Annotated in this window: 14 protein-coding genes; 7 read left to right on the forward strand and 7 right to left on the reverse strand. The window is 48.0% G+C overall.

What is annotated here, in order from left to right; genetic code table 11:
- Nucleotides 1-1,491 carry an MDR family MFS transporter gene (locus M988_RS09615; RefSeq protein WP_039186717.1) on the reverse strand — a complete coding sequence of 497 codons (1,491 nt, stop codon included), beginning with the start codon at nucleotides 1,489-1,491 and terminating at the stop codon, nucleotides 1-3.
- 341 nt (nucleotides 1,492-1,832) lie between these two features.
- On the opposite strand from M988_RS09615, the gene M988_RS09620 reads away from it, so the two are divergent.
- Together M988_RS09620 and clcB are read left to right on the forward strand one after the other, a co-directional pair.
- Nucleotides 1,833-3,221 carry a cytochrome-c peroxidase gene (locus M988_RS09620; protein WP_064573871.1) on the forward strand — a complete coding sequence of 463 codons (1,389 nt, stop codon included), beginning with the start codon at nucleotides 1,833-1,835 and terminating at the stop codon, nucleotides 3,219-3,221.
- A gap of 147 nt (nucleotides 3,222-3,368) precedes the next feature.
- Nucleotides 3,369-4,646, forward strand: coding sequence for a voltage-gated ClC-type chloride channel ClcB (gene clcB, locus M988_RS09625; RefSeq protein ID WP_039186926.1), 1,278 nt, complete (start codon nucleotides 3,369-3,371; stop codon nucleotides 4,644-4,646).
- Between the two features lie 10 nt (nucleotides 4,647-4,656).
- Here the strand turns inward: clcB and bioD are convergent, their stop codons facing one another.
- From bioD to M988_RS09640, 3 genes are all read right to left on the reverse strand, one after another.
- Complete coding sequence (bioD, locus tag M988_RS09630) at nucleotides 4,657-5,322, reverse strand: dethiobiotin synthase (protein WP_004089733.1); 666 nt, start codon at nucleotides 5,320-5,322, stop codon at nucleotides 4,657-4,659.
- 228 nt (nucleotides 5,323-5,550) lie between these two features.
- Nucleotides 5,551-6,771 carry a sugar metabolism global transcriptional regulator Mlc gene (mlc, locus tag M988_RS09635; RefSeq protein WP_008813487.1) on the reverse strand — a complete coding sequence of 407 codons (1,221 nt, stop codon included), beginning with the start codon at nucleotides 6,769-6,771 and terminating at the stop codon, nucleotides 5,551-5,553.
- A 140-nt stretch (nucleotides 6,772-6,911) separates the two neighbouring features.
- Entirely contained in the window at nucleotides 6,912-7,817 is a 906-nt protein-coding gene (locus tag M988_RS09640) for a LysR family transcriptional regulator (RefSeq protein ID WP_008813486.1), read from the reverse strand.
- Between the two features lie 193 nt (nucleotides 7,818-8,010).
- Between M988_RS09640 and M988_RS09645 the strand changes: the two genes are divergently transcribed.
- Entirely contained in the window at nucleotides 8,011-9,270 is a 1,260-nt protein-coding gene (locus M988_RS09645; RefSeq protein WP_371419420.1) for an MFS transporter, read from the forward strand.
- Nucleotides 9,271-9,319: 49 nt separating this feature from the next.
- On the opposite strand, the gene pntB is transcribed toward M988_RS09645, so the two are convergent.
- Complete coding sequence (gene pntB / locus M988_RS09650) at nucleotides 9,320-10,711, reverse strand: Re/Si-specific NAD(P)(+) transhydrogenase subunit beta (RefSeq protein WP_008813484.1); 1,392 nt, start codon at nucleotides 10,709-10,711, stop codon at nucleotides 9,320-9,322.
- 10 nt (nucleotides 10,712-10,721) lie between these two features.
- Nucleotides 10,722-12,251: a Re/Si-specific NAD(P)(+) transhydrogenase subunit alpha gene (pntA, locus tag M988_RS09655; protein ID WP_008813483.1), complete on the reverse strand. Its 1,530-nt coding sequence runs from the start codon at nucleotides 12,249-12,251 to the stop codon at nucleotides 10,722-10,724.
- A 626-nt stretch (nucleotides 12,252-12,877) separates the two neighbouring features.
- Between pntA and ydgH the strand changes: the two genes are divergently transcribed.
- Both ydgH and M988_RS09665 read left to right on the forward strand, forming a co-directional pair.
- The gene (ydgH, locus tag M988_RS09660; protein WP_008813482.1) at nucleotides 12,878-13,828 is read left to right on the forward strand and encodes a DUF1471 family protein YdgH; all 951 of its coding nucleotides are present in this window, start codon (nucleotides 12,878-12,880) and stop codon (nucleotides 13,826-13,828) included.
- A gap of 278 nt (nucleotides 13,829-14,106) precedes the next feature.
- Nucleotides 14,107-15,498, forward strand: coding sequence for an amino acid permease (locus M988_RS09665; protein ID WP_008813481.1), 1,392 nt, complete (start codon nucleotides 14,107-14,109; stop codon nucleotides 15,496-15,498).
- A gap of 87 nt (nucleotides 15,499-15,585) precedes the next feature.
- On the opposite strand, the gene M988_RS09670 is transcribed toward M988_RS09665, so the two are convergent.
- Nucleotides 15,586-16,005 carry a hypothetical protein gene (locus M988_RS09670; protein ID WP_020303748.1) on the reverse strand — a complete coding sequence of 140 codons (420 nt, stop codon included), beginning with the start codon at nucleotides 16,003-16,005 and terminating at the stop codon, nucleotides 15,586-15,588.
- 679 nt (nucleotides 16,006-16,684) lie between these two features.
- Here M988_RS09670 and folM point away from each other — a divergent pair.
- Nucleotides 16,685-17,407: a dihydromonapterin reductase gene (gene folM / locus M988_RS09675; protein WP_008813479.1), complete on the forward strand. Its 723-nt coding sequence runs from the start codon at nucleotides 16,685-16,687 to the stop codon at nucleotides 17,405-17,407.
- 90 nt (nucleotides 17,408-17,497) lie between these two features.
- Nucleotides 17,498-18,211 carry a two-component system response regulator RstA gene (gene rstA / locus M988_RS09680; protein WP_008813478.1) on the forward strand — a complete coding sequence of 238 codons (714 nt, stop codon included), beginning with the start codon at nucleotides 17,498-17,500 and terminating at the stop codon, nucleotides 18,209-18,211.

Raw genomic sequence — 18,211 nt, forward strand, 5'->3', positions numbered from 1 at the left:
CTAACACTCACTCTCCAGCTCTACATTTGGCGCACTTTGTGGTTTTAATTTTGCGGGAATAAGCCAGGCGGTAATGAGCGCAAAAAGTGAAAGTATCGCAGCAGCCATGAAAACCCAATGAAGTGATGCGGCTACTTGTTCCGTTAGATGCTGCATTGCGGGGTCAGCAATAAAACCCTCTCTATGTAGGCTCATTAATTTCTGTACTGGATCATGAATATCTGGCAATCGCCAGTCGAGGTTCAAGTTTAACGTTGCACCAAGAACCGCGGTACCTAGCGCTGAACCCAGCATTCGAGTAAACACCGTTGAGGCTGTAGCAATACCCCGCATGGTTGGCGGCGCAATATTTTGCACCGAAACCAAAAATGTAGTGTTAGTCATACCCATACCGCAGCCGATAATAAAGGCGGCAATACGCCCCCACAGTAGACCGCTATCAGGCTGCTGCATCAGTAATACAAGGCTTCCGGTAATTAATAATATGCTGCCAAATAACGCCGTTGTTCGATAAGAGGTGCGTAGCATCATGCGGCCGCTCAGCGCACTGGCAATCGGCCATCCAATTGACATCATGGCCAGAGTCGTTCCCGCTTGCAGTGGTGTGCCGCCCATGACACCTTGCACAAAAGTAGGTAAAAACGCAGCAACCCCCATCATCGAGGCCCCCACAACTAAACCACCGATATTGCCTGCCACAATAACTTTATTACGCCATAACTCGAGTGGGAACAGCGGTTCGATTGCTCTTCTCTCTTGGCGTAACAGAAAAAATGATGCAATAGAGGATATCAACAACAATGGCACCACCCAGTACCCCAGAATATCTGCCTGAAGCAGCGCAACTAAAAGCGATGCCACAGCAATGGTTAGCCACGCCGTACCCGCGATATCCAACGGATGGACTCGCGGCTGGAGTGTTTCCGGAAAGTAACGCCACAACAGGTACATGGCCGTAAGCCCAATGGGAACGTTAACCCAAAAAACCAAAGCCCAGTTAAAATGCTGTACGATAAAAGCGCCCATCAGCGGACCCACAATCGCGGATACCCCCCACACGCTGGAAAGATACCCCTGAATTTTAGGTCGTTCTGCTGGTGAATAAATATCGGCAACGATGGTAAATGCAATTGGCGTGATTGCACCTGCCCCCATGCCCTGTATCGCGCGAAAAATAATCATCCACAGCATGTTGTTGGCAAAACCACATAGCACCGACCCCAGCAAAAACAGCGATGCGCCAATGTAAAACATGCTTTTGCGACCGTAGAGATCGGCCAGACGCCCATAGATCGGAATGGATATCGCCTGAGTCAGCAGATACGCCGCAAACACCCAGCCTAATAGTGAAAAGCCGCCTAAATCACCGATGATGGTTGGCATGGCAGTAGATACAATCGTCACTTCAACCGCAGCCATAAATGTGGCAAGCATGCAGGCTGTTAACACGATACCTCGCTGTCCATGTTGTTGTTCAACCTGTTCCACCATACTGCTGCCTCATCTTAAATAATACGTATAACTAGCCTTTTACAGTAGCATGAATAATGAAAGATGGATGACGAGCGGTGCAAGGATGCGAATGAGATTGCAAAATAAGTCGGGTTTAACTCCACATTGTGACACTGTCACACATCTGTTTTACGGATACCTAAATTCAATTGATTGCTAAATCCTATTCTAACGATAGGCAGCCCCTGCCCATATCATTGATAGTGGTCAATAAAGTGGCAGGTAGCAACCCGCACTATGGGAAGGCCAATTTTGGCCCTCTGAGGATTGCGTCCATCGCAGACGCGCTCCTATTTCATGCTCTGAAATGGAGTTTTAACATGATAAAAATAACCAAAGTTTTAGGGATTGCTGCGACGGTGGGCGTTGTGGGATACCTAGGTCTGGCGGGATACGTTTATTACCATGACAAACAGCGCATCACCATGCCTGAGCAAGCATCGCTCTCAGCGCAGAATGCTGCGGTATTGAAAACGTTGAGTGAGAAAGGCTGCGACTACTGCCATACGCCATCGGCGAAGTTACCGTTTTATTCACAGTTCCCGATTGCGAAGCAATTAATGGAATACGATATAAATCTGGGCTACAAGTCGTTTGATCTCACGCCAATCCGCAACAGCTTGATCCATGATACTCCTCCTCCACAGGGGGATATCGCTAAAGTGGAATGGGTAATGCAACACAATACGATGCCACCCACTCGCTATACCGCTTTGCATTGGGCTGGTTCTCTCAGTGAAGAAGAACGCAAAGGCATTCTAAACTGGGTCAAAGATCAGCGTATTAAATACTACGCTGCCAAAGACATGTCTCCCGCGTTAATGAACGAACCCGTTCAGCCACTGCCACGTACGATCCCTGTTCATGCTGATAAAGTGGCTTTAGGTTTCCGCTTATATCATGATCCGCGTTTGTCTGGTGATAACTCTATCGCCTGCGTGCATTGTCACCAACTAGGCGCTGGCGGTGTTGATGGACGCCAAACCTCGATTGGCGTCGGCGGTGAAGTGGGCCCCATCAACGCACCAACAGTGTTTAACGCAGTCTTCAACGTTGAACAGTTCTGGGACGGTCGAGCACCTGATTTACAGAAACAAGCGGGAGGCCCACCACTGAATCCAATCGAGATGGCATCTAAGTCTTGGGATGAGATTACGGGCAAACTTAATCAAGATGCGGCGCTAAAACAGCAGTTTACAGCGGTTTATCCTGAAGGCTTTACTGGCGATACCATCACCGATGCGATTGCTGAGTTTGAGAAAACGCTAATCACACCGGATAGTCCATTTGACCGCTATCTTCGCGGTGACGATAAGGCGCTAACGGCTCAACAGCTACATGGTTATCAGCTATTTAAAGATAACAAATGTGCTACCTGCCATACGGGTAAAATTTTGGGAGGTCAGGCGTTTGAGCCACTTGGCTTGAAGCAGGATTTCGCTTTCGGTCATGTGACCAGTGCGGATATTGGGCGTCTGAACGTAACCCAAGGTGAGCGCGATCGTTTCCGTCAGAAAGTGCCGACGCTGCGTAACGTTGCATTAACGGCACCGTATTTCCACCGCGGTGACGTTCCGACGCTTGATGAAGCTGTAAAACTGATGCTGAAATATCAGGTAGGTACAACGCTTCCACAGCAAGATGTGAATGATATCGTTGCCTTCCTTGAATCGCTAAATGGGGTTTATACCCCCTATCCCATTCACTAGCCTCTGACTCGCTGTGCTGCATGATTGCAGCACAGTTTCTTCCTGTAGATAAAACCCTTAAACTGGCAACACTTTTCTGAATAGCACAGCCGAAATCGCCTGTGCATACTGCGACGGAAACCCACGGCCAATATGACTTCACCACGCATGAAACGTTTGATTCATATGCAACATTATCAACTCATGCTACGCCGTTTGGTTATCTCAATGATCCTCGGTATCGCTGCCGCCACCGTCGTTTGGTTATTTCATCAGTCGATGCTTCAGCTCGAATGGCTGTTTCTCGGCAGTCGCCGCGGAAGTTTAGTGGCCGCTGCTGCCGATCTGCCATTATGGCGGCGCTTGCTTACGCCAGCACTCGGGGGATTGGTAGCCGGTTGTATTTTGTGGCTATTCCAGAAATATCAGCACCAACGCCCTTCAGCCCCCACCGACTATATGGAAGCTTTTGATGCTGGCGACGGCCGTTTAGATGTATCCGCGAGTCTGGTTAAAAGCCTTGCTTCGCTTATCGTGGTTTCCAGCGGCAGTGCTATTGGTCGTGAAGGTGCGATGATCCTGTTAGCCGCCCTGTTTGCTTCGATATTCGCACGCTATTTCACACCATTTAAAGAGTGGAAATTGTGGGTAGCCTGTGGTGCCGCCGCGGGCATGGCTAGCGCTTATCATGCGCCGTTAGCCGGTAGTCTATTCATCGCCGAGATCCTGTTTGGTTCTCTGATGTTGGCGTCGCTGGGACCCGTGGTGATCTCTGCCGTTAGCGCGTTGTTAATGAGCAATTTGCTTAATGGCGGCCAAGAAACGCTCTATCAGGTACAAATCCTCACTGCGCCGTGGCCTATTCAGTACGTACTTATGGCAATGCTGGGTATTATCGCAGGTTTTACAGGACCTCTCTTTTTAATGCTGATGCAATACAGCAGCAATTTCTTTCATCACTTGCGCCTGCCGCCACCGTTGCAACTGGCGCTTGGTGGGTTAATCGTAGGGGGACTATCGATTCTATTTCCAGAAGTCTGGGGGAATGGCTACAGCGTGGTTCAATCACTGTTAACAGCACCACCCGGTGTATTGCTTATTGCAGCCATATTGATCTGTAAGCTGGTGGCAATTTTAGCCAGTAGCGGATCGGGGGCTCCCGGTGGTGTGTTCACTCCCACGCTGTTTATTGGCGCCGCACTTGGGACGTTGGTGGGACAGGTTTGTGCCATTTGGCCTGAGATGGGCCAGCATATTACGTTATTGATGGCGTTAACCGGCATGGCGACGCTGTTGGCAGCAACCACCCATGCGCCGGTGATGTCTGCATTGATGGTGTTTGAGATGACGGGAGAGTATACCCTGCTTCCAGGATTGCTGCTGTCGTGTGTGCTAGCAACGACCCTATCTCGCTGGCTGCGGGCAGGGTCGGTATATCGAAAATAAAAAGCGTTTGTTATTTCAGCGGTGAGAGATCGATATATTTAGAAAGATCTTTCTCTTCAGGTCGGAACAGATAGGGAATCTCTCCTAACTGTGGCCCTGGCAGCTTTTGACGCAGCGCTTCCAGCGTTTCCGCATAATGAGATAGGCCTGGGTTGATTCGGTTAGCAATCCAGCCGGCAAACGGCAGACCATCGTTGATAATCGCTTGGGCAGTGAGGATCGCATGACTAATACAACCCAGCTTAATCCCCACCACTAAAATGACAGGCAATTGCTCTTGCACCACCCATTCAGACAGCGGACGCAAATCTTGCATTAATACACGCCATCCGCCGGTTCCTTCAACGACCAAATGCTCCGCTTTGCTGCTCAGGTTCTGCAAACCGCGGCTCATCAAGCTGTAGTCCAGTGCCTCCCCTGTATATGCGTTAGCAATTTCTTCCTGCAGCGTTATGGGGTTCACTTCGTCGTAGGTCAATGGGATCGAAGAGGATGCCTGCAATGTTAACGCATCTTTATTACGCAGTCCTTGCGGGGTTTCTTCACTACCAACGGCAATAGGTTTATAGCCTAAAGCAGTAGCGCCAGAAGCATGGATGGATTGCAGTAAAGCACGAGAAACGACGGTTTTACCTACTTCAGTGTCAGTTCCTGTGACGAAAACACGCTTTAACATGAATATTACTCCGGAGAAACTCCGACAAAAACACAAAAAAATGGTGAAGTGATAACTCTCCTCCACCGTCAAGAATAGAGAAAAGTCTAGGCGAAGCAGCAAAGCGGCAGCTTGCGTTAGCTCAATATTTTGTTTATCGAGCGGACAAATTCATGAAATATCGCGATTTATACCCCTATGGGGGTATGAAATAGAAAGGCGTTTAGCTGAAGAAATAGGTGCGGAACATCAACCTTGAAGTAACTGAACCAGCAACGAACCGTTATACAGCGCCTCTTTGACCAAAGCCGCAGCGGGCATAGTGCCATTATTACGGAAATGGGTCGCCTCGACGTTCAAGCCATGTGCATAGTACGGTAGAGATTGCTGTTGGATCGCTGCATTAATCGAAGGAAAAAGGATTGCGCTTGCCTGATTGAGCGGTGAACCAATTAAGATCTTGTCTGGGTTAAACAGGTTAACCATGATAGCCAATATTCGGCCAACGTTATTACCGACGCTACTAATGATATCTTTAGACAGTTGATCGCCCTGCATCGCGGCCTGACAGATAGCGTCAATGGTAATGGGGCCATTATGTAACAGCGACGAGGGAGAAAGAGGTAAGCGTTGCTGAGCGAGATCCAGAATATGATCAAGCCCTGCGACGGTTTCTAGGCAGCCATGATTTCCGCAGTAACATTGTTTGCCGTATGGATCGACCTGCGTATGGCCAATTTCGACAACGCTATGGCGTCCTCCATTGAGCAACCGCCCATCGGTAATCACCCCCGCGCCAACATCATGGTCGATGACGACCTGCAGCATATTGCCGCAACCTTCCCCCGCACCGAATAAGGATTCGGCCATTGTCCATGCACATATATCATGCTGCAGGAATACCGGTAGTCCCGTATGTTGCTCAAGTTCGGGGCCAAGAGGCATATCACAGACATCAGCATAAAATGGCATGCGATGTACCATGCCTTTGGCAGAATTAATTAACCCCGGAAGCGTTATTGCGATAGCGGTCAAGCGTTCTAATTTATTCTGATGGCGAATAAAAAACTGATCGATTTCATTAATGATTCGTTCAAGAAGCGGCTGTTCGGCCTGAGCAGGGAGATCTATATCGTCTTCCGCAACCAATTTACTGCTTAAGTCACGCAGCGCTAGCGTCATGACGCCATGTCCAACGCGTACACAGAGATAGTGCCAAGCGACCGTATCTAGAATTAACCCCACTGCGGGACGCCCACGGCTACCGAGATCCTGAAATTCAGTTTCCTGCACCAGATGGGCTTCAAGCAGTTCGCGCACAATCTTAGTGATACTGGCAGGGGCTAGCTGGGCGCGTTTTGATAACTCAATGCGTGAAATTTGGCCATGTTGATCAATTAGGCGGTATACCGCCCCTGCATTTATCTGCTTTATTTGATCAATATGACCCGGTTGGCTTTCAGCTATCACCCACCTACTCCTGCTTATTTTTCACGCTTCTAAATAAATATTAATGCTATGGTGTCGGTTTTGTGGAAACGCGTCAACTATTTGATTCGTTATGTGATTTAGCGCACAAATAAGCTCAGCTACACAGACTTTGTTTTCGATTATTTTATCTGCTGTTGAGAAAGCATTAATGCTATTAGGGCGGTTGCCTGTGCGGTTAATGCCCTATTCTTGTTGTAAACTAACCAAACTTCAGTGAAAGCATTGTCTTCATCCAAGGGCCGATAGCAGACGCCATCCACTTGGATGCGAGTAAAAGATGCGGGCAAAATCGAAACCCCTAACCCTGCCGACACGAGACCAACAATCGTCATCGCTTCTCCGACTTCTTGCGTGATGTAGGGCGTAATCCCTGCATTGAGCAGTAAGGTTAAAATCTCGTCATACAATGCCGTCCCAACTTCGCGTGAGAAAAAGACAAAAGGCTGCTGGGCTAAATCGCTAAATTTAAGCGGCTTATGCTCCCCCGCCGCAAGTGGATGATTTTTATGCAAAACGGCAACCAATGGCTCACGTAACAACAGTTGATGCGCCAGCATGTCGGGGAGACGAGTGTTACGCATGACGCCGAGATCTAACTTCCCCTCCAGCAACGGTTCGATTTGTTGCTTAGTGTTTACCTCACGCATTTGCATATGCACTAAGGGATAACGTTGCCGGAAAGAAAACAAACTGCTGGCGACCTGACTAATAAACGGGGCCGAAGAGGTAAAACCAATTTTCAGGCTCCCCAACTCACCGCGGTGCGCTCGCGCCGCCGTTTCAGCCGCTTGTGAAAGGTGGTTAACGATTTCATAGCATTCCTTGAGAAACAGCTCCCCAGCCTGAGTCAGACTCACGCTGCGATTGGTGCGCGCTAATAACCGCGCCCCGACTTCTTGTTCAAGGTATTGAATCTGCTGGCTTAGTGGGGGTTGAGAGATATTCAACCGCTCTGCGGCGCGGCCAAAATGGCACTCTTCTGCCACCGCAATAAAGTATTTAAGGTGTCTGATTTCTATACGCATTTTATTGATTGATACTTTTAAAGTCTCATTTGAATTTATTAATATATTAGACAATAAAATGGCAGATACCTATGCTGAATTTACATCAGCCGTTGTGAGCTACCGCACATTAATGAGGTCAGTAGAGCTGGTTAACCGTTACACCCGATATTTTCGGTAAGGATACAGAGTGGATACCCCTTCGGCTGAAAGTATTCAGCCTCAATCAGGCTCGGCCTCAACGCCTTCTGCTGCGCCAACGCGTCGTACATTAAATAAACTCCCCTTTATAGAACGTGGACAGCCGCAGTTTATTCGCGTCACTCTTGCGCTTTTCTCGGCCGGACTCGCTACCTTTGCCCTGCTGTATTGCGTTCAGCCTATTCTGCCTGTGTTATCGCACGATTTTGGCATTTCGCCCGCCAGCAGTAGCCTTTCTCTTTCTGTGTCCACGGGCCTCCTTGCCGTTGGGCTTATGTTTACGGGCCCACTTTCGGACGCCATTGGACGCAAACAGGTGATGGTCACCTCACTGCTGCTAGCAGCGATTTGTACACTGATTTGTTCGATGATGACTAGTTGGCACGGGATTTTGATTATGCGTGCCATGGTTGGGCTTTCGCTCAGTGGCGTTGCCGCAGTGGCGATGACCTATTTGAGTGAGGAAATTGACCCCGCTGTGGTGGCTTTCTCTATGGGGCTTTATATCAGTGGTAATTCAATTGGCGGAATGAGTGGACGATTAGTTAGCGGTGTACTAACCGATTTCTTCTCTTGGCGAATCGCTCTCGCCATCATTGGGCTTTTCGCACTCGCGGCTGCATTTATGTTCTGGAAAATCCTGCCAGCCTCTAAGCACTTCCGCGCAACTTCACTTCGCCCAAGGACGTTGCTTATCAACTTCCGTTTACACTGGCATGACCGTGGACTGCCACTTCTTTTCGCCGAAGGTTTCCTACTGATGGGAAGCTTTGTGACTCTATTTAATTATATTGGCTATCGTCTGCTTGGCACGCCATATTCTCTTAGCCAAGCCTTTGTGGGACTCTTATCGGTCGTATACCTCACCGGCTCCTATAGTTCTCCCAAGGCGGGCGCACTGACCAGTAAATTTGGCCGCGGTCCGGTTCTCACTGTGTCGATATCCATTATGCTGATCGGGTTGCTTATTACCCTATTCGCGCCATTGGTGGCTATTTTTATCGGAATGATGTTATTTACCGCCGGTTTTTTTGCCGCGCACTCCGTAGCAAGTAGCTGGATCGGTCGCCGTGCTCGCCGTGCTAAAGGTCAGGCATCCTCTCTCTATCTATTTTGTTATTACGCAGGCTCTAGCGTAGCGGGAACGCTGGGGGGAGTATTCTGGAATCAGTATGGTTGGAACGGCATTGTGATATTTCTCGGCGTGATGTTATTACTTGCCATTTGGATCAGTCGTTCTCTAAAACGGTTACCCGAAGCAAGCCGTATATAATTAAAAAAGGGCCGCATCTGCGGCCCTTGGTATCTACAATGAGCGGGGATTACAGCGCGCGCAGAATAGCTTCAACGCTCGCTTTGGCATCGCCGAACAACATTTGGGTGTTCTCTTTAAAGAACAGTGGATTTTGAACGCCTGCGTAGCCAGTGTTCATCGAGCGCTTGAATACGATAACATTCTGCGCTTTCCATACTTCCAATACCGGCATACCCGCGATTGGACTACGTGGATCTTCCATAGCCGCTGGGTTAACGGTATCGTTCGCGCCGATCACTAAAACGGTATCGGTGTCTGCAAAGTCATCATTGATTTCATCCATTTCTAGCACGATATCATACGGGACTTTGGCTTCAGCTAATAATACGTTCATGTGACCCGGTAAACGCCCTGCAACGGGGTGAATACCAAAGCGAACTTTTACCCCCATGGCGCGAAGCTTAGCGGTAATTTCAGCTACAGGATACTGAGCCTGAGCCACCGCCATGCCGTAACCTGGGGTGATGATGACCGATGAAGAGCCTTTCAGTTGCTCGGCAACTTCTTCTGCCGTCGTTTCACGGTATTCGCCCATCTCCTGATCTTCACCAGTAGAAGAACCATCAGTACCAAAACCGCCGGCAATAACGCTGAAGAATGAACGGTTCATTGCCTTACACATGATGTAAGACAGAATGGCACCTGAAGAACCGACCAAAGCACCCGTTACGATGAGCAGGTCGTTGCTCAGCATGAAGCCCGCTGCTGCGGCTGCCCAACCGGAGTAGGAGTTCAGCATTGAAACCACAACCGGCATATCCGCCCCGCCGATAGACGCGACAAGGTGCCAGCCGAAGGCTAACGCAATGATCGTCATCAGCAGTACGCACATGACCTGCACGCTGGTGCTTCCGGTATTCACGAACCAAACCATGAGTAGGAAAGAGACAACCAAAGCCGCCAGATTGAGCTTGTGACGATTTGGTAACATCAATGGTTTTGATGAAATCGTGCCGCGCAGTTTACCAAACGCCACGATTGAACCAGTAAAGGTTACCGCACCGATGAAGATGCCAAGGAACACTTCAGTCAGATGGATATTCTCCATCACGTGTTCCATTGAGCCCGGCTGGTGTTCGATAAAGCTGTTAAACCCAACAAGCACCGCGGCTAAACCGACAAAGCTGTGCAGCACGGCAACCAGCTCTGGCATTTCGGTCATTTCGACTTTCTTTGCCAGATAAACACCAATAGCACCGCCGATAACCATGGCGACAATAATCCAGCCTACGTTGCTAGAGTCAGGGCCGAAAATAGTTGCGATCAGCGCGATTGCCATCCCGACAACGCCGAAGATATTACCCTGCTTGGATGTCTCGTGCTTTGACAAGCCCGCCAGACTGAAAATAAACAGGATTGCGGCAACAATATATGCTGCAGTAACTAATCCTCCAGACATGTGTTACCCCTTAGTTCTTCCGGAACATTTTCAGCATGCGCTGAGTCACGGTGAATCCACCAAAAATGTTAATGCTGGCAATCAGCACGGCGATAAACGCGAAGAAAGTGATCCAGCCGCCATGACCGATTTGCAGTACGGCCCCTACGACAATGATCCCTGAAATCGCATTGGTCACCGACATCAACGGTGTATGCAACGCATGGCTGACGTTCCAAACCACGTAATACCCGACCACGCAAGAGAGCGCAAAGACAGTAAAGTGAGAAAGGAATTCTTTTGGTGCTACATTCGCCAGCCAACCAAACAGGATAATAGCAACGGCTAATATGACGTACTTTCTGTATGGAGAGGCCGGTTTCTCAGGTTCTTTAGCTGCAACCGGCTCGGCCGCTTTAGCTTTAGGCTGTGCTGAAACCTGAATCGGCGGCGCTGGCCAGGTAATTTCACCGGTTTTAACCACGGTAACACCGCGAATCACGGTGTCGTCGAAATCAACATTCAAAGTACCGTCTTTTTCTTTACACAGAAGCTTGAGCAAATTCACCAAGTTCGTCGCATAAAGCTGAGAGGACTGCGTGGGTAAACGGCTTGGCAGGTCGGTGTAGCCGATAATTTTCACGCCGTTTGGCGTTTCAGTCACGGTATCCGCAACGGTCAGTTCACAGTTGCCACCGGTTTGCGCTGCCAGATCGACAATCACGCTACCCGGCTTCATTGACTCAACCATTTCTTTGGTGATCAACCGTGGTGCTGGTTTCCCAGGGATAAGCGCCGTCGTCACGATGATATCGACATCTTTAGCCTGTGCGGCAAACAGCTCCATCTCAGCCTTGATAAAGGCAGGAGACATCACTTTGGCATAGCCATCGCCGCTGCCCGCTTCTTCCTCGAAATCTAACTCGAGGAATTCTGCGCCCATACTCTGAACCTGCTCTTTCACTTCTGGACGGGTATCGAATGCACGAACAATTGCACCAAGGCTTCCGGCGGCACCAATCGCAGCCAAACCGGCAACGCCTGCGCCGATCACCATCACCTTCGCCGGTGGAACTTTACCTGCCGCAGTGATTTGCCCAGTAAAGAAACGACCAAACTCATGTGCAGCTTCGACGATCGCGCGATAGCCAGCGATGTTGGCCATTGAGCTCAAAGCATCCAGCGACTGGGCACGCGAAATGCGCGGCACCGAGTCCATGGCCATCACGGTAACCTGACGTTCTGCCAGTTTTTGTAGCAGCTCTTGATTTTGCGCGGGCCAGATGAAGCTGATTAATGTACTGCCCGGATTCATCAGAGCAATTTCTTCATCTTCTGGCGCGTTGACTTTTAAAATGACGTCCGACTGCCAAACATCTTCATAGCCGACAATTTCAGCGCCAGCTTGCTGGAACGCCGTATCGTCGAAACTGGCTAATTTGCCGGCACCATTTTCGATGGCCACGGTAAAACCCAATTTGAGTAGCTGCTCTACCGTTTTCGGCGTAGCTGCTACTCGGGCTTCATTGGCCAACCGCTCTCTGGGTATACCAATACGCATAATCTTCCCTTTTCACCTGTCAATAAGATGAGCGTCATCCTAAAGGAGCGATGACCGTTAGAGCTTTACAGCTCAATGTTTGCTAAACCTTTTTTTACAAGGCGTATTGCCTATAACAAAACGCCTATCATTTGAGGTACTGATAGCTACCTATAACCTACTGAAAATAGAGTTGATGATCCACTATTCCCATGCACTTGACGGATATATTTAATAAAAATTATCGTTCTGTGTATGTTATTAGTAAAACGATTGTAAAAACCGAGCTCATGACATTGATTTTACCGAAAAAAATCTGGGCAGAGATTCATCACATTTGCACTTTCATCTAGTTAAATCAGACGATTGAAGCTTTAAATTAACATAAACTTAACACCTGTGCGGTAATCTGATTGTCCAATGCATTTCTTCGGTTTATATCCGTATGGCATAAAAATGCGATTTAGTTACCATATCACTGACTACGCATAAATTACTGAGGCATGACAACTTATTACATGTAATAATCTGCCCCATTATTTTTACAAACACTGTCACCCTGATTGATTGTGCAGCAAAAACTGTGAAAGACTAAACGGTACTCCCTGCAACACTCGTCAATGCAAAAAAGGCGTAAAGGATTTTTTATGAAGCTGAAAACCACCATTATTGCATCAGCGTTATTGTCTCTTACTGCGCTGTCTGCTCAAGCGGCACAAGAACTAACGCCAGAGAAAGCCTCCGAACTAAAGCCATTTGACCGAGTCACCATCAGCGGACGTTTTAACGCGATTAATGATGCAGCGAGCGCAATCTCTCGTCGCGCTGATAGCATGGGTGCGGATTACTTCTATATCCAAGATATCAACAACAGCAATAACGGCGGTAACTGGCGCGTAACGGCAGACGTTTATAAGAAAGATGCCGAAACGGTTAAGGACACCACCCAATATCGCGTGTTCAATGGCGTTAAGGAGCTGCCTAAGGCAGAGGCTTACGCACTGCAGCCTTACGATACCGTTACCGTGAGTGGTTTCTTCCGTAGCCAACCTGATGCAACCGACGCAATCAGCCGTGCTGCGAAGAAAAAAGGCGCTGACTCTTATTTCATCATTCGTCAAATCGATGCTAACAGCGGTGGTAACCAGTACATCACCGCTTACATCTATAAAGCTGACGCGCCTAAGCGTCAAGTGCAAAGCCCCGACGCCATTCCAGCGGATTCTGAAGCAGGTAAAGCGGCACTTGCAGCCGGCGGTGCGGCAGCCGCAAACGTAGAAATTCCAGGTGTGGCGTCTTCGGGAACGCCAAGCGCGGGTATTGGCCGCTTCTTCGAAACCCAGTCATCCACCGGCAAGCGTTACACCGTAACACTGCCTGATGGAACAGAAATTCAGGAAGTGAATAACACAACCGCTGCGCAGATGGTTCCGTTTGACTCAGTAACCTTTACTGGCCACTTCAATAGCATGACCGACGTTTCAACTGAAGTTGCTAAACGAGCCGCTAAAAAAGGCGCTAAGTATTACCATATTACGCGCCAGTGGCAGAACAAGAGCGGTGGCAACCTTACGGTTAGCGCTGATCTGTTCAAGTAAATTTAAATGATTACGTCACAAGGGCAGCCAATGGCTGCCCTTTTTTATTCAACTTTGCAAAGAACTCCCTCGTCATTAGCCTGCTTGGATTGATCTTCATGCTTTTTGCATATTTTTTTGCAAAAAACGCATAGGCATCCATTGCACCCCTATCCCTCAACTCGTACAATCGGCGCCACTTTTTACGGTTTATTGTTTTGTTTATTTACGGCTACAACCCTATTTAAACCAATCAGATGTTATCAAACAGTTAATTAAGCTGCTTTCAGGATTTTGCATTGGAAAAAAAACTCGGACTCACCGCTTTAACAGCTCTTGTCCTCAGCTCTATGTTGGGGGCTGGGGTTTTTAGTCTGCCACAAAATATGGCTGCCGTAGCCAGTCCAGCTGCGCTACTGATCGGTTGGACGATCACCGGTGTTGGTATTTTATTCCTTGCTTTTGCCATGTTGCTACTTACACGCCTTCGTCCAGACTTAGACGGTGGCATATTCACTTATGCGAAAGAAGGCTTTGGGGAGCTGATTGGTTTTTGCTCTGCTTGGGGATACTGGCTGTGTGCCGTCATTGCCAACGTCTCCTATTTGGTGATCGTTTTTGCAGCGCTGAGTTTCTTCACTGATTCAGCCGGACACACCGTGTTTGGCGATGGTAACACTTGGCAGGCCATCGTCGGCGAATCCATTTTATTATGGGTGGTTCACTTCCTGATTCTGCGAGGGGTAAAAACCGCTGCTGGGATTAATTTGGCGGCGACCTTAGCGAAGTTATTGCCGCTGGGTTTATTCGTCATTTTGGCCGCGCTGGCATTTAAGATCGATACCTTTAAGCTAGATTTCACCGGCGTTAAGCTCGGTGTTCCGGTTTGGGAACAGGTTAAAGACACAATGCTATTCACTCTGTGGGTATTTATTGGGGTCGAAGGCGCAGTGGTGGTTTCTGCTCGAGCTAAACATAAAAAAGACGTTGGCTTAGCGACCATGTTGGCAGTCATCTCTGCTCTCGTGGTTTATCTGTTGATTACCCTGCTGTCACTAGGGGTGATGCCACGTGCTGAACTTGCTGAAATCCGCAACCCATCTATGGCTGGTTTGATGGTTAACATGATGGGGCCAATGGGTGAGATCATCATTGCTGCCGGTCTGATTGTCTCTGTTTGTGGTGCCTACTTGAGCTGGACTATCATGGCAGCCGAAGTGCCGTTTCTTGCCTCTCAGCACGGCGCTTTTCCTAAAATTTTCGGTAAGCAAAACAGTAAAGAGGCGCCAGCATCATCACTATGGTTAACCAACGGCGCGGTGCAAATCACGCTGATTATTATTTGGCTGACCGGCGCTAATTACAATAATCTGCTAACCATCGCATCCGAGATGATTCTAGTACCTTACTTTTTAGTGGGCGCATTTCTGCTGAAAGTGGCTCGCCAGAAACAGGATAAACGCATTATCTTCGCCGCCTATGGCGCCTGTGCGTACGGATTATGGCTGATTTATGCCTCCGGTATCACTCATCTTCTGATGTCTGTCATGCTGTACGCGCCAGGGCTGTTAGTCTTCATGTTTGCTCGCCGAGGCCTAGAGGGGAAAAAGGATCTGTGCGGCATGGAACGTATGGGGATCTTCTTACTGTTGCTTGCAACCTTCCCCGCCGCTTGGTTTATGTTTGGGTAACTACCGAGAATGAAATGCAAAAAAGGTGGCTTATCAGCCACCTTTTTTATTTGTCTATTTTGTCTCTGTAAACACAACGCACATGACTTATTTACGCTTAGGTTCTTTCACCGTAATGACGACATGCAAACGCTCGTCGTATTGGGTCATGCTGACAGCATTCCGGCACTCAGCTTGTATGGTCATCAGTTGTTCATCTTCCAATGCATAGGGAAGCTGAATATCTAACTCTTGGAGCCCCTGATTTTTGACCAGTTCTATCAGCCGTACGATGTTGGTCTCATCGCTGACCTGTGTCGATAAAACCTGCATTGCCAATTGGCGAATCTGCGCGTTGAGATTCTCAATCGATTTTGATTGAGAGCGAGTCACCATGCCGAACAGCGGCATAACGCCATATATAGCATCAATAAAACCCCAGTGCTTGTTACAGGAAGCCGATAGAAACCGAGTGTAATCAAAACAGAGTGCTTTTCTATCCTCTACGGTTGAATGATTACCGGACATTTCCTTAGCCTCCCTCACTTGGATTGCGACATAGCGCACAGGTAAAATTGTATCAAAATGATGTTTTGCGCAGGTGTTGCAGATATTTTTTAATTATTCAGCCAATTCATAATGGCACTTTCTTAAATAGAAAACCACACAGAAAATGAAACTTAATATAAGAAATATAAATATCATCATAGACGCAGCATTATTTTATCTTCCCATTAAAAAATTAACTTAATCGTTAATTAGATTTTACAAAATTAACATCAAATATATTACCTTAATAATACCAGCAATATTCACTTCTCTCTTTCGCATCGGCCCGCCTGACCTGACATACCTCGTGATGTAACCAGAGCAGCATGTTAGCGACTCAAAGTAAAACTCATACGTTCGAGCATAAAATCATTTTTAAACCAAGGGATTTATAAAAGCAGATAAAATTAATTTTTTAATTAATTAAACTCATATTTATAAAACTTTATACTCTGCGGTAGAGCCTTTATTTTAGCGTAGATATTACTACTGCTAATGTATTTCAATCGCACGTAACACTATAAAAACAGTGATTATGGCCTCAATCTCGTGTCTGAGAACCTGAAACGTTTCTCTATGTTAACCCTAGCGACAGATGGCATAATCAGCGGCAACATTCGACTTGAGCGCAATGCTAACGATCATAGGAAACCGACAGATGACAAACGCCTATAACGCCCCCATCCTGATTACCGGAGGTGCCCGCAGAATTGGGCTGGCGTTAGCTCATGCATTGCTAGCACAAGGAACACCTGTCATCGTCGCCTATCGTAGCGAATACCCCGCATTAGATGGACTACGTCAAGCGGGGGCAATATGTATTCAGGGAGACTTTACTCAAACCCAAGAGATCTATCAGTTTGCTGAGCAGATCAAATCCTGTACACCGAAGCTGCGAGCGGTCATCCATAACGCTAGCGCATGGCTTGCTGAGACTGCAGAAATCGCGCCCGAAGATACGTTGGCGAAAATGTTGCAGATTCACGTCTACACCCCCTATTTGCTCAATCAGTTACTTGAACCGTTACTGGTTGGTCAAGGTGAGGCTGGCTCAGATATTATTCATATTACGGATTACGTCGTGGAACGCGGTAGTGCCAAGCATATTGCCTACGCAGCCAGCAAAGCGGCACTAGATAATATGACTCGCTCCTTTGCCGCTAAATTGGCGCCAGAAGTGAAAGTTAACGCCATTGCGCCCGCCCTCATTATGTTTAATAGCCTAGATGGTGAGGACTATCGTCAGAAGGCTTTGGACAAATCACTGATGAAAATTGCTCCCGGTGAACAAGAAATTGTGAACACCATTGAGTTTCTGTTGAACAGTCGCTTTGTTACAGGACGTACTATTAGCGTTGATGGTGGCCGACCATTACGGTAAATCGCTGCATCAATATTTATTTCGAATGGTCACTCGCTTAGATTGCACCGTTCTTATGAGTTTTCTTCACGCTAAGGCTTAAGAATCGTTATGAACAACATTGTTTTCGTTGAAGATGATCCAGAGGTTGGCCAGCTAATAGCCGCTTATCTCGGCAAGCACGATCTTGATGTCACCATCGAACCACGCGGTGATACCGCGATGGAGACGATTGTTCGCCTTAATCCTGATTTAGTTTTGCTCGACATCATGTTGCCAGGCAAAGACGGGATGACACTGTGCCGCGATTTACGGCCAGTCTATAAAGGTCCAATCGTACTACTGACCTCCTTAGATAGTGATATGAACCATATTCTGTCTTTGGAAATGGGCGCCAACGATTACATTTTGAAAACTACACCGCCAGCGGTGCTATTGGCGCGCCTACGCTTGCATCTTCGTCAACATCAGACTTTGACCTCTGAGACGGAAACGTTGCCAACTAACACTCGCAATGGCATCCATTTTGGCCAGTTACGTATCGACCCCGTTAACCGTCAAGTTACGTTGAAAGATAAAAATATCAGCCTATCAACGTCAGATTTTGATCTGTTGTGGGAGCTGGCGACACACGCAGGCACCATCATGGATCGCGATGCTCTGTTACTCACGCTACGTGGTGTCAGCTACGACGGTATGGACCGCAGTATCGATGTGGCGATCTCACGCCTACGGCGTAAATTAGACGATAGCGCAACTGAGCCGTTCCGGATCAAAACCGTACGCAATAAGGGCTATCTGTTTGCACCGAACGCGTGGGAATAA

Source organism: Hafnia paralvei ATCC 29927 (genome assembly GCF_001655005.1).
In the GTDB taxonomy this organism is placed as follows: domain Bacteria; phylum Pseudomonadota; class Gammaproteobacteria; order Enterobacterales; family Enterobacteriaceae; genus Hafnia; species Hafnia paralvei.

What these genes read in the sequence shown, in the direction of transcription:
- bioD (WP_004089733.1), bottom strand. Translation starts at nt 5,322, where the DNA reads ATGTTAAAGCGTGTTTTCGTCACAGGAACTGACACTGAAGTAGGTAAA.
- rstA (WP_008813478.1), top strand. Translation starts at nt 17,498, where the DNA reads ATGAACAACATTGTTTTCGTTGAAGATGATCCAGAGGTTGGCCAGCTA.
- folM (WP_008813479.1), top strand. Translation starts at nt 16,685, where the DNA reads ATGACAAACGCCTATAACGCCCCCATCCTGATTACCGGAGGTGCCCGC.
- pntA (WP_008813483.1), bottom strand. Translation starts at nt 12,251, where the DNA reads ATGCGTATTGGTATACCCAGAGAGCGGTTGGCCAATGAAGCCCGAGTA.
- pntB (WP_008813484.1), bottom strand. Translation starts at nt 10,711, where the DNA reads ATGTCTGGAGGATTAGTTACTGCAGCATATATTGTTGCCGCAATCCTG.
- M988_RS09620 (WP_064573871.1), top strand. Translation starts at nt 1,833, where the DNA reads ATGATAAAAATAACCAAAGTTTTAGGGATTGCTGCGACGGTGGGCGTT.
- clcB (WP_039186926.1), top strand. Translation starts at nt 3,369, where the DNA reads ATGAAACGTTTGATTCATATGCAACATTATCAACTCATGCTACGCCGT.
- M988_RS09670 (WP_020303748.1), bottom strand. Translation starts at nt 16,005, where the DNA reads ATGTCCGGTAATCATTCAACCGTAGAGGATAGAAAAGCACTCTGTTTT.
- M988_RS09615 (WP_039186717.1), bottom strand. Translation starts at nt 1,491, where the DNA reads ATGGTGGAACAGGTTGAACAACAACATGGACAGCGAGGTATCGTGTTA.
- M988_RS09640 (WP_008813486.1), bottom strand. Translation starts at nt 7,817, where the DNA reads ATGCGTATAGAAATCAGACACCTTAAATACTTTATTGCGGTGGCAGAA.
- ydgH (WP_008813482.1), top strand. Translation starts at nt 12,878, where the DNA reads ATGAAGCTGAAAACCACCATTATTGCATCAGCGTTATTGTCTCTTACT.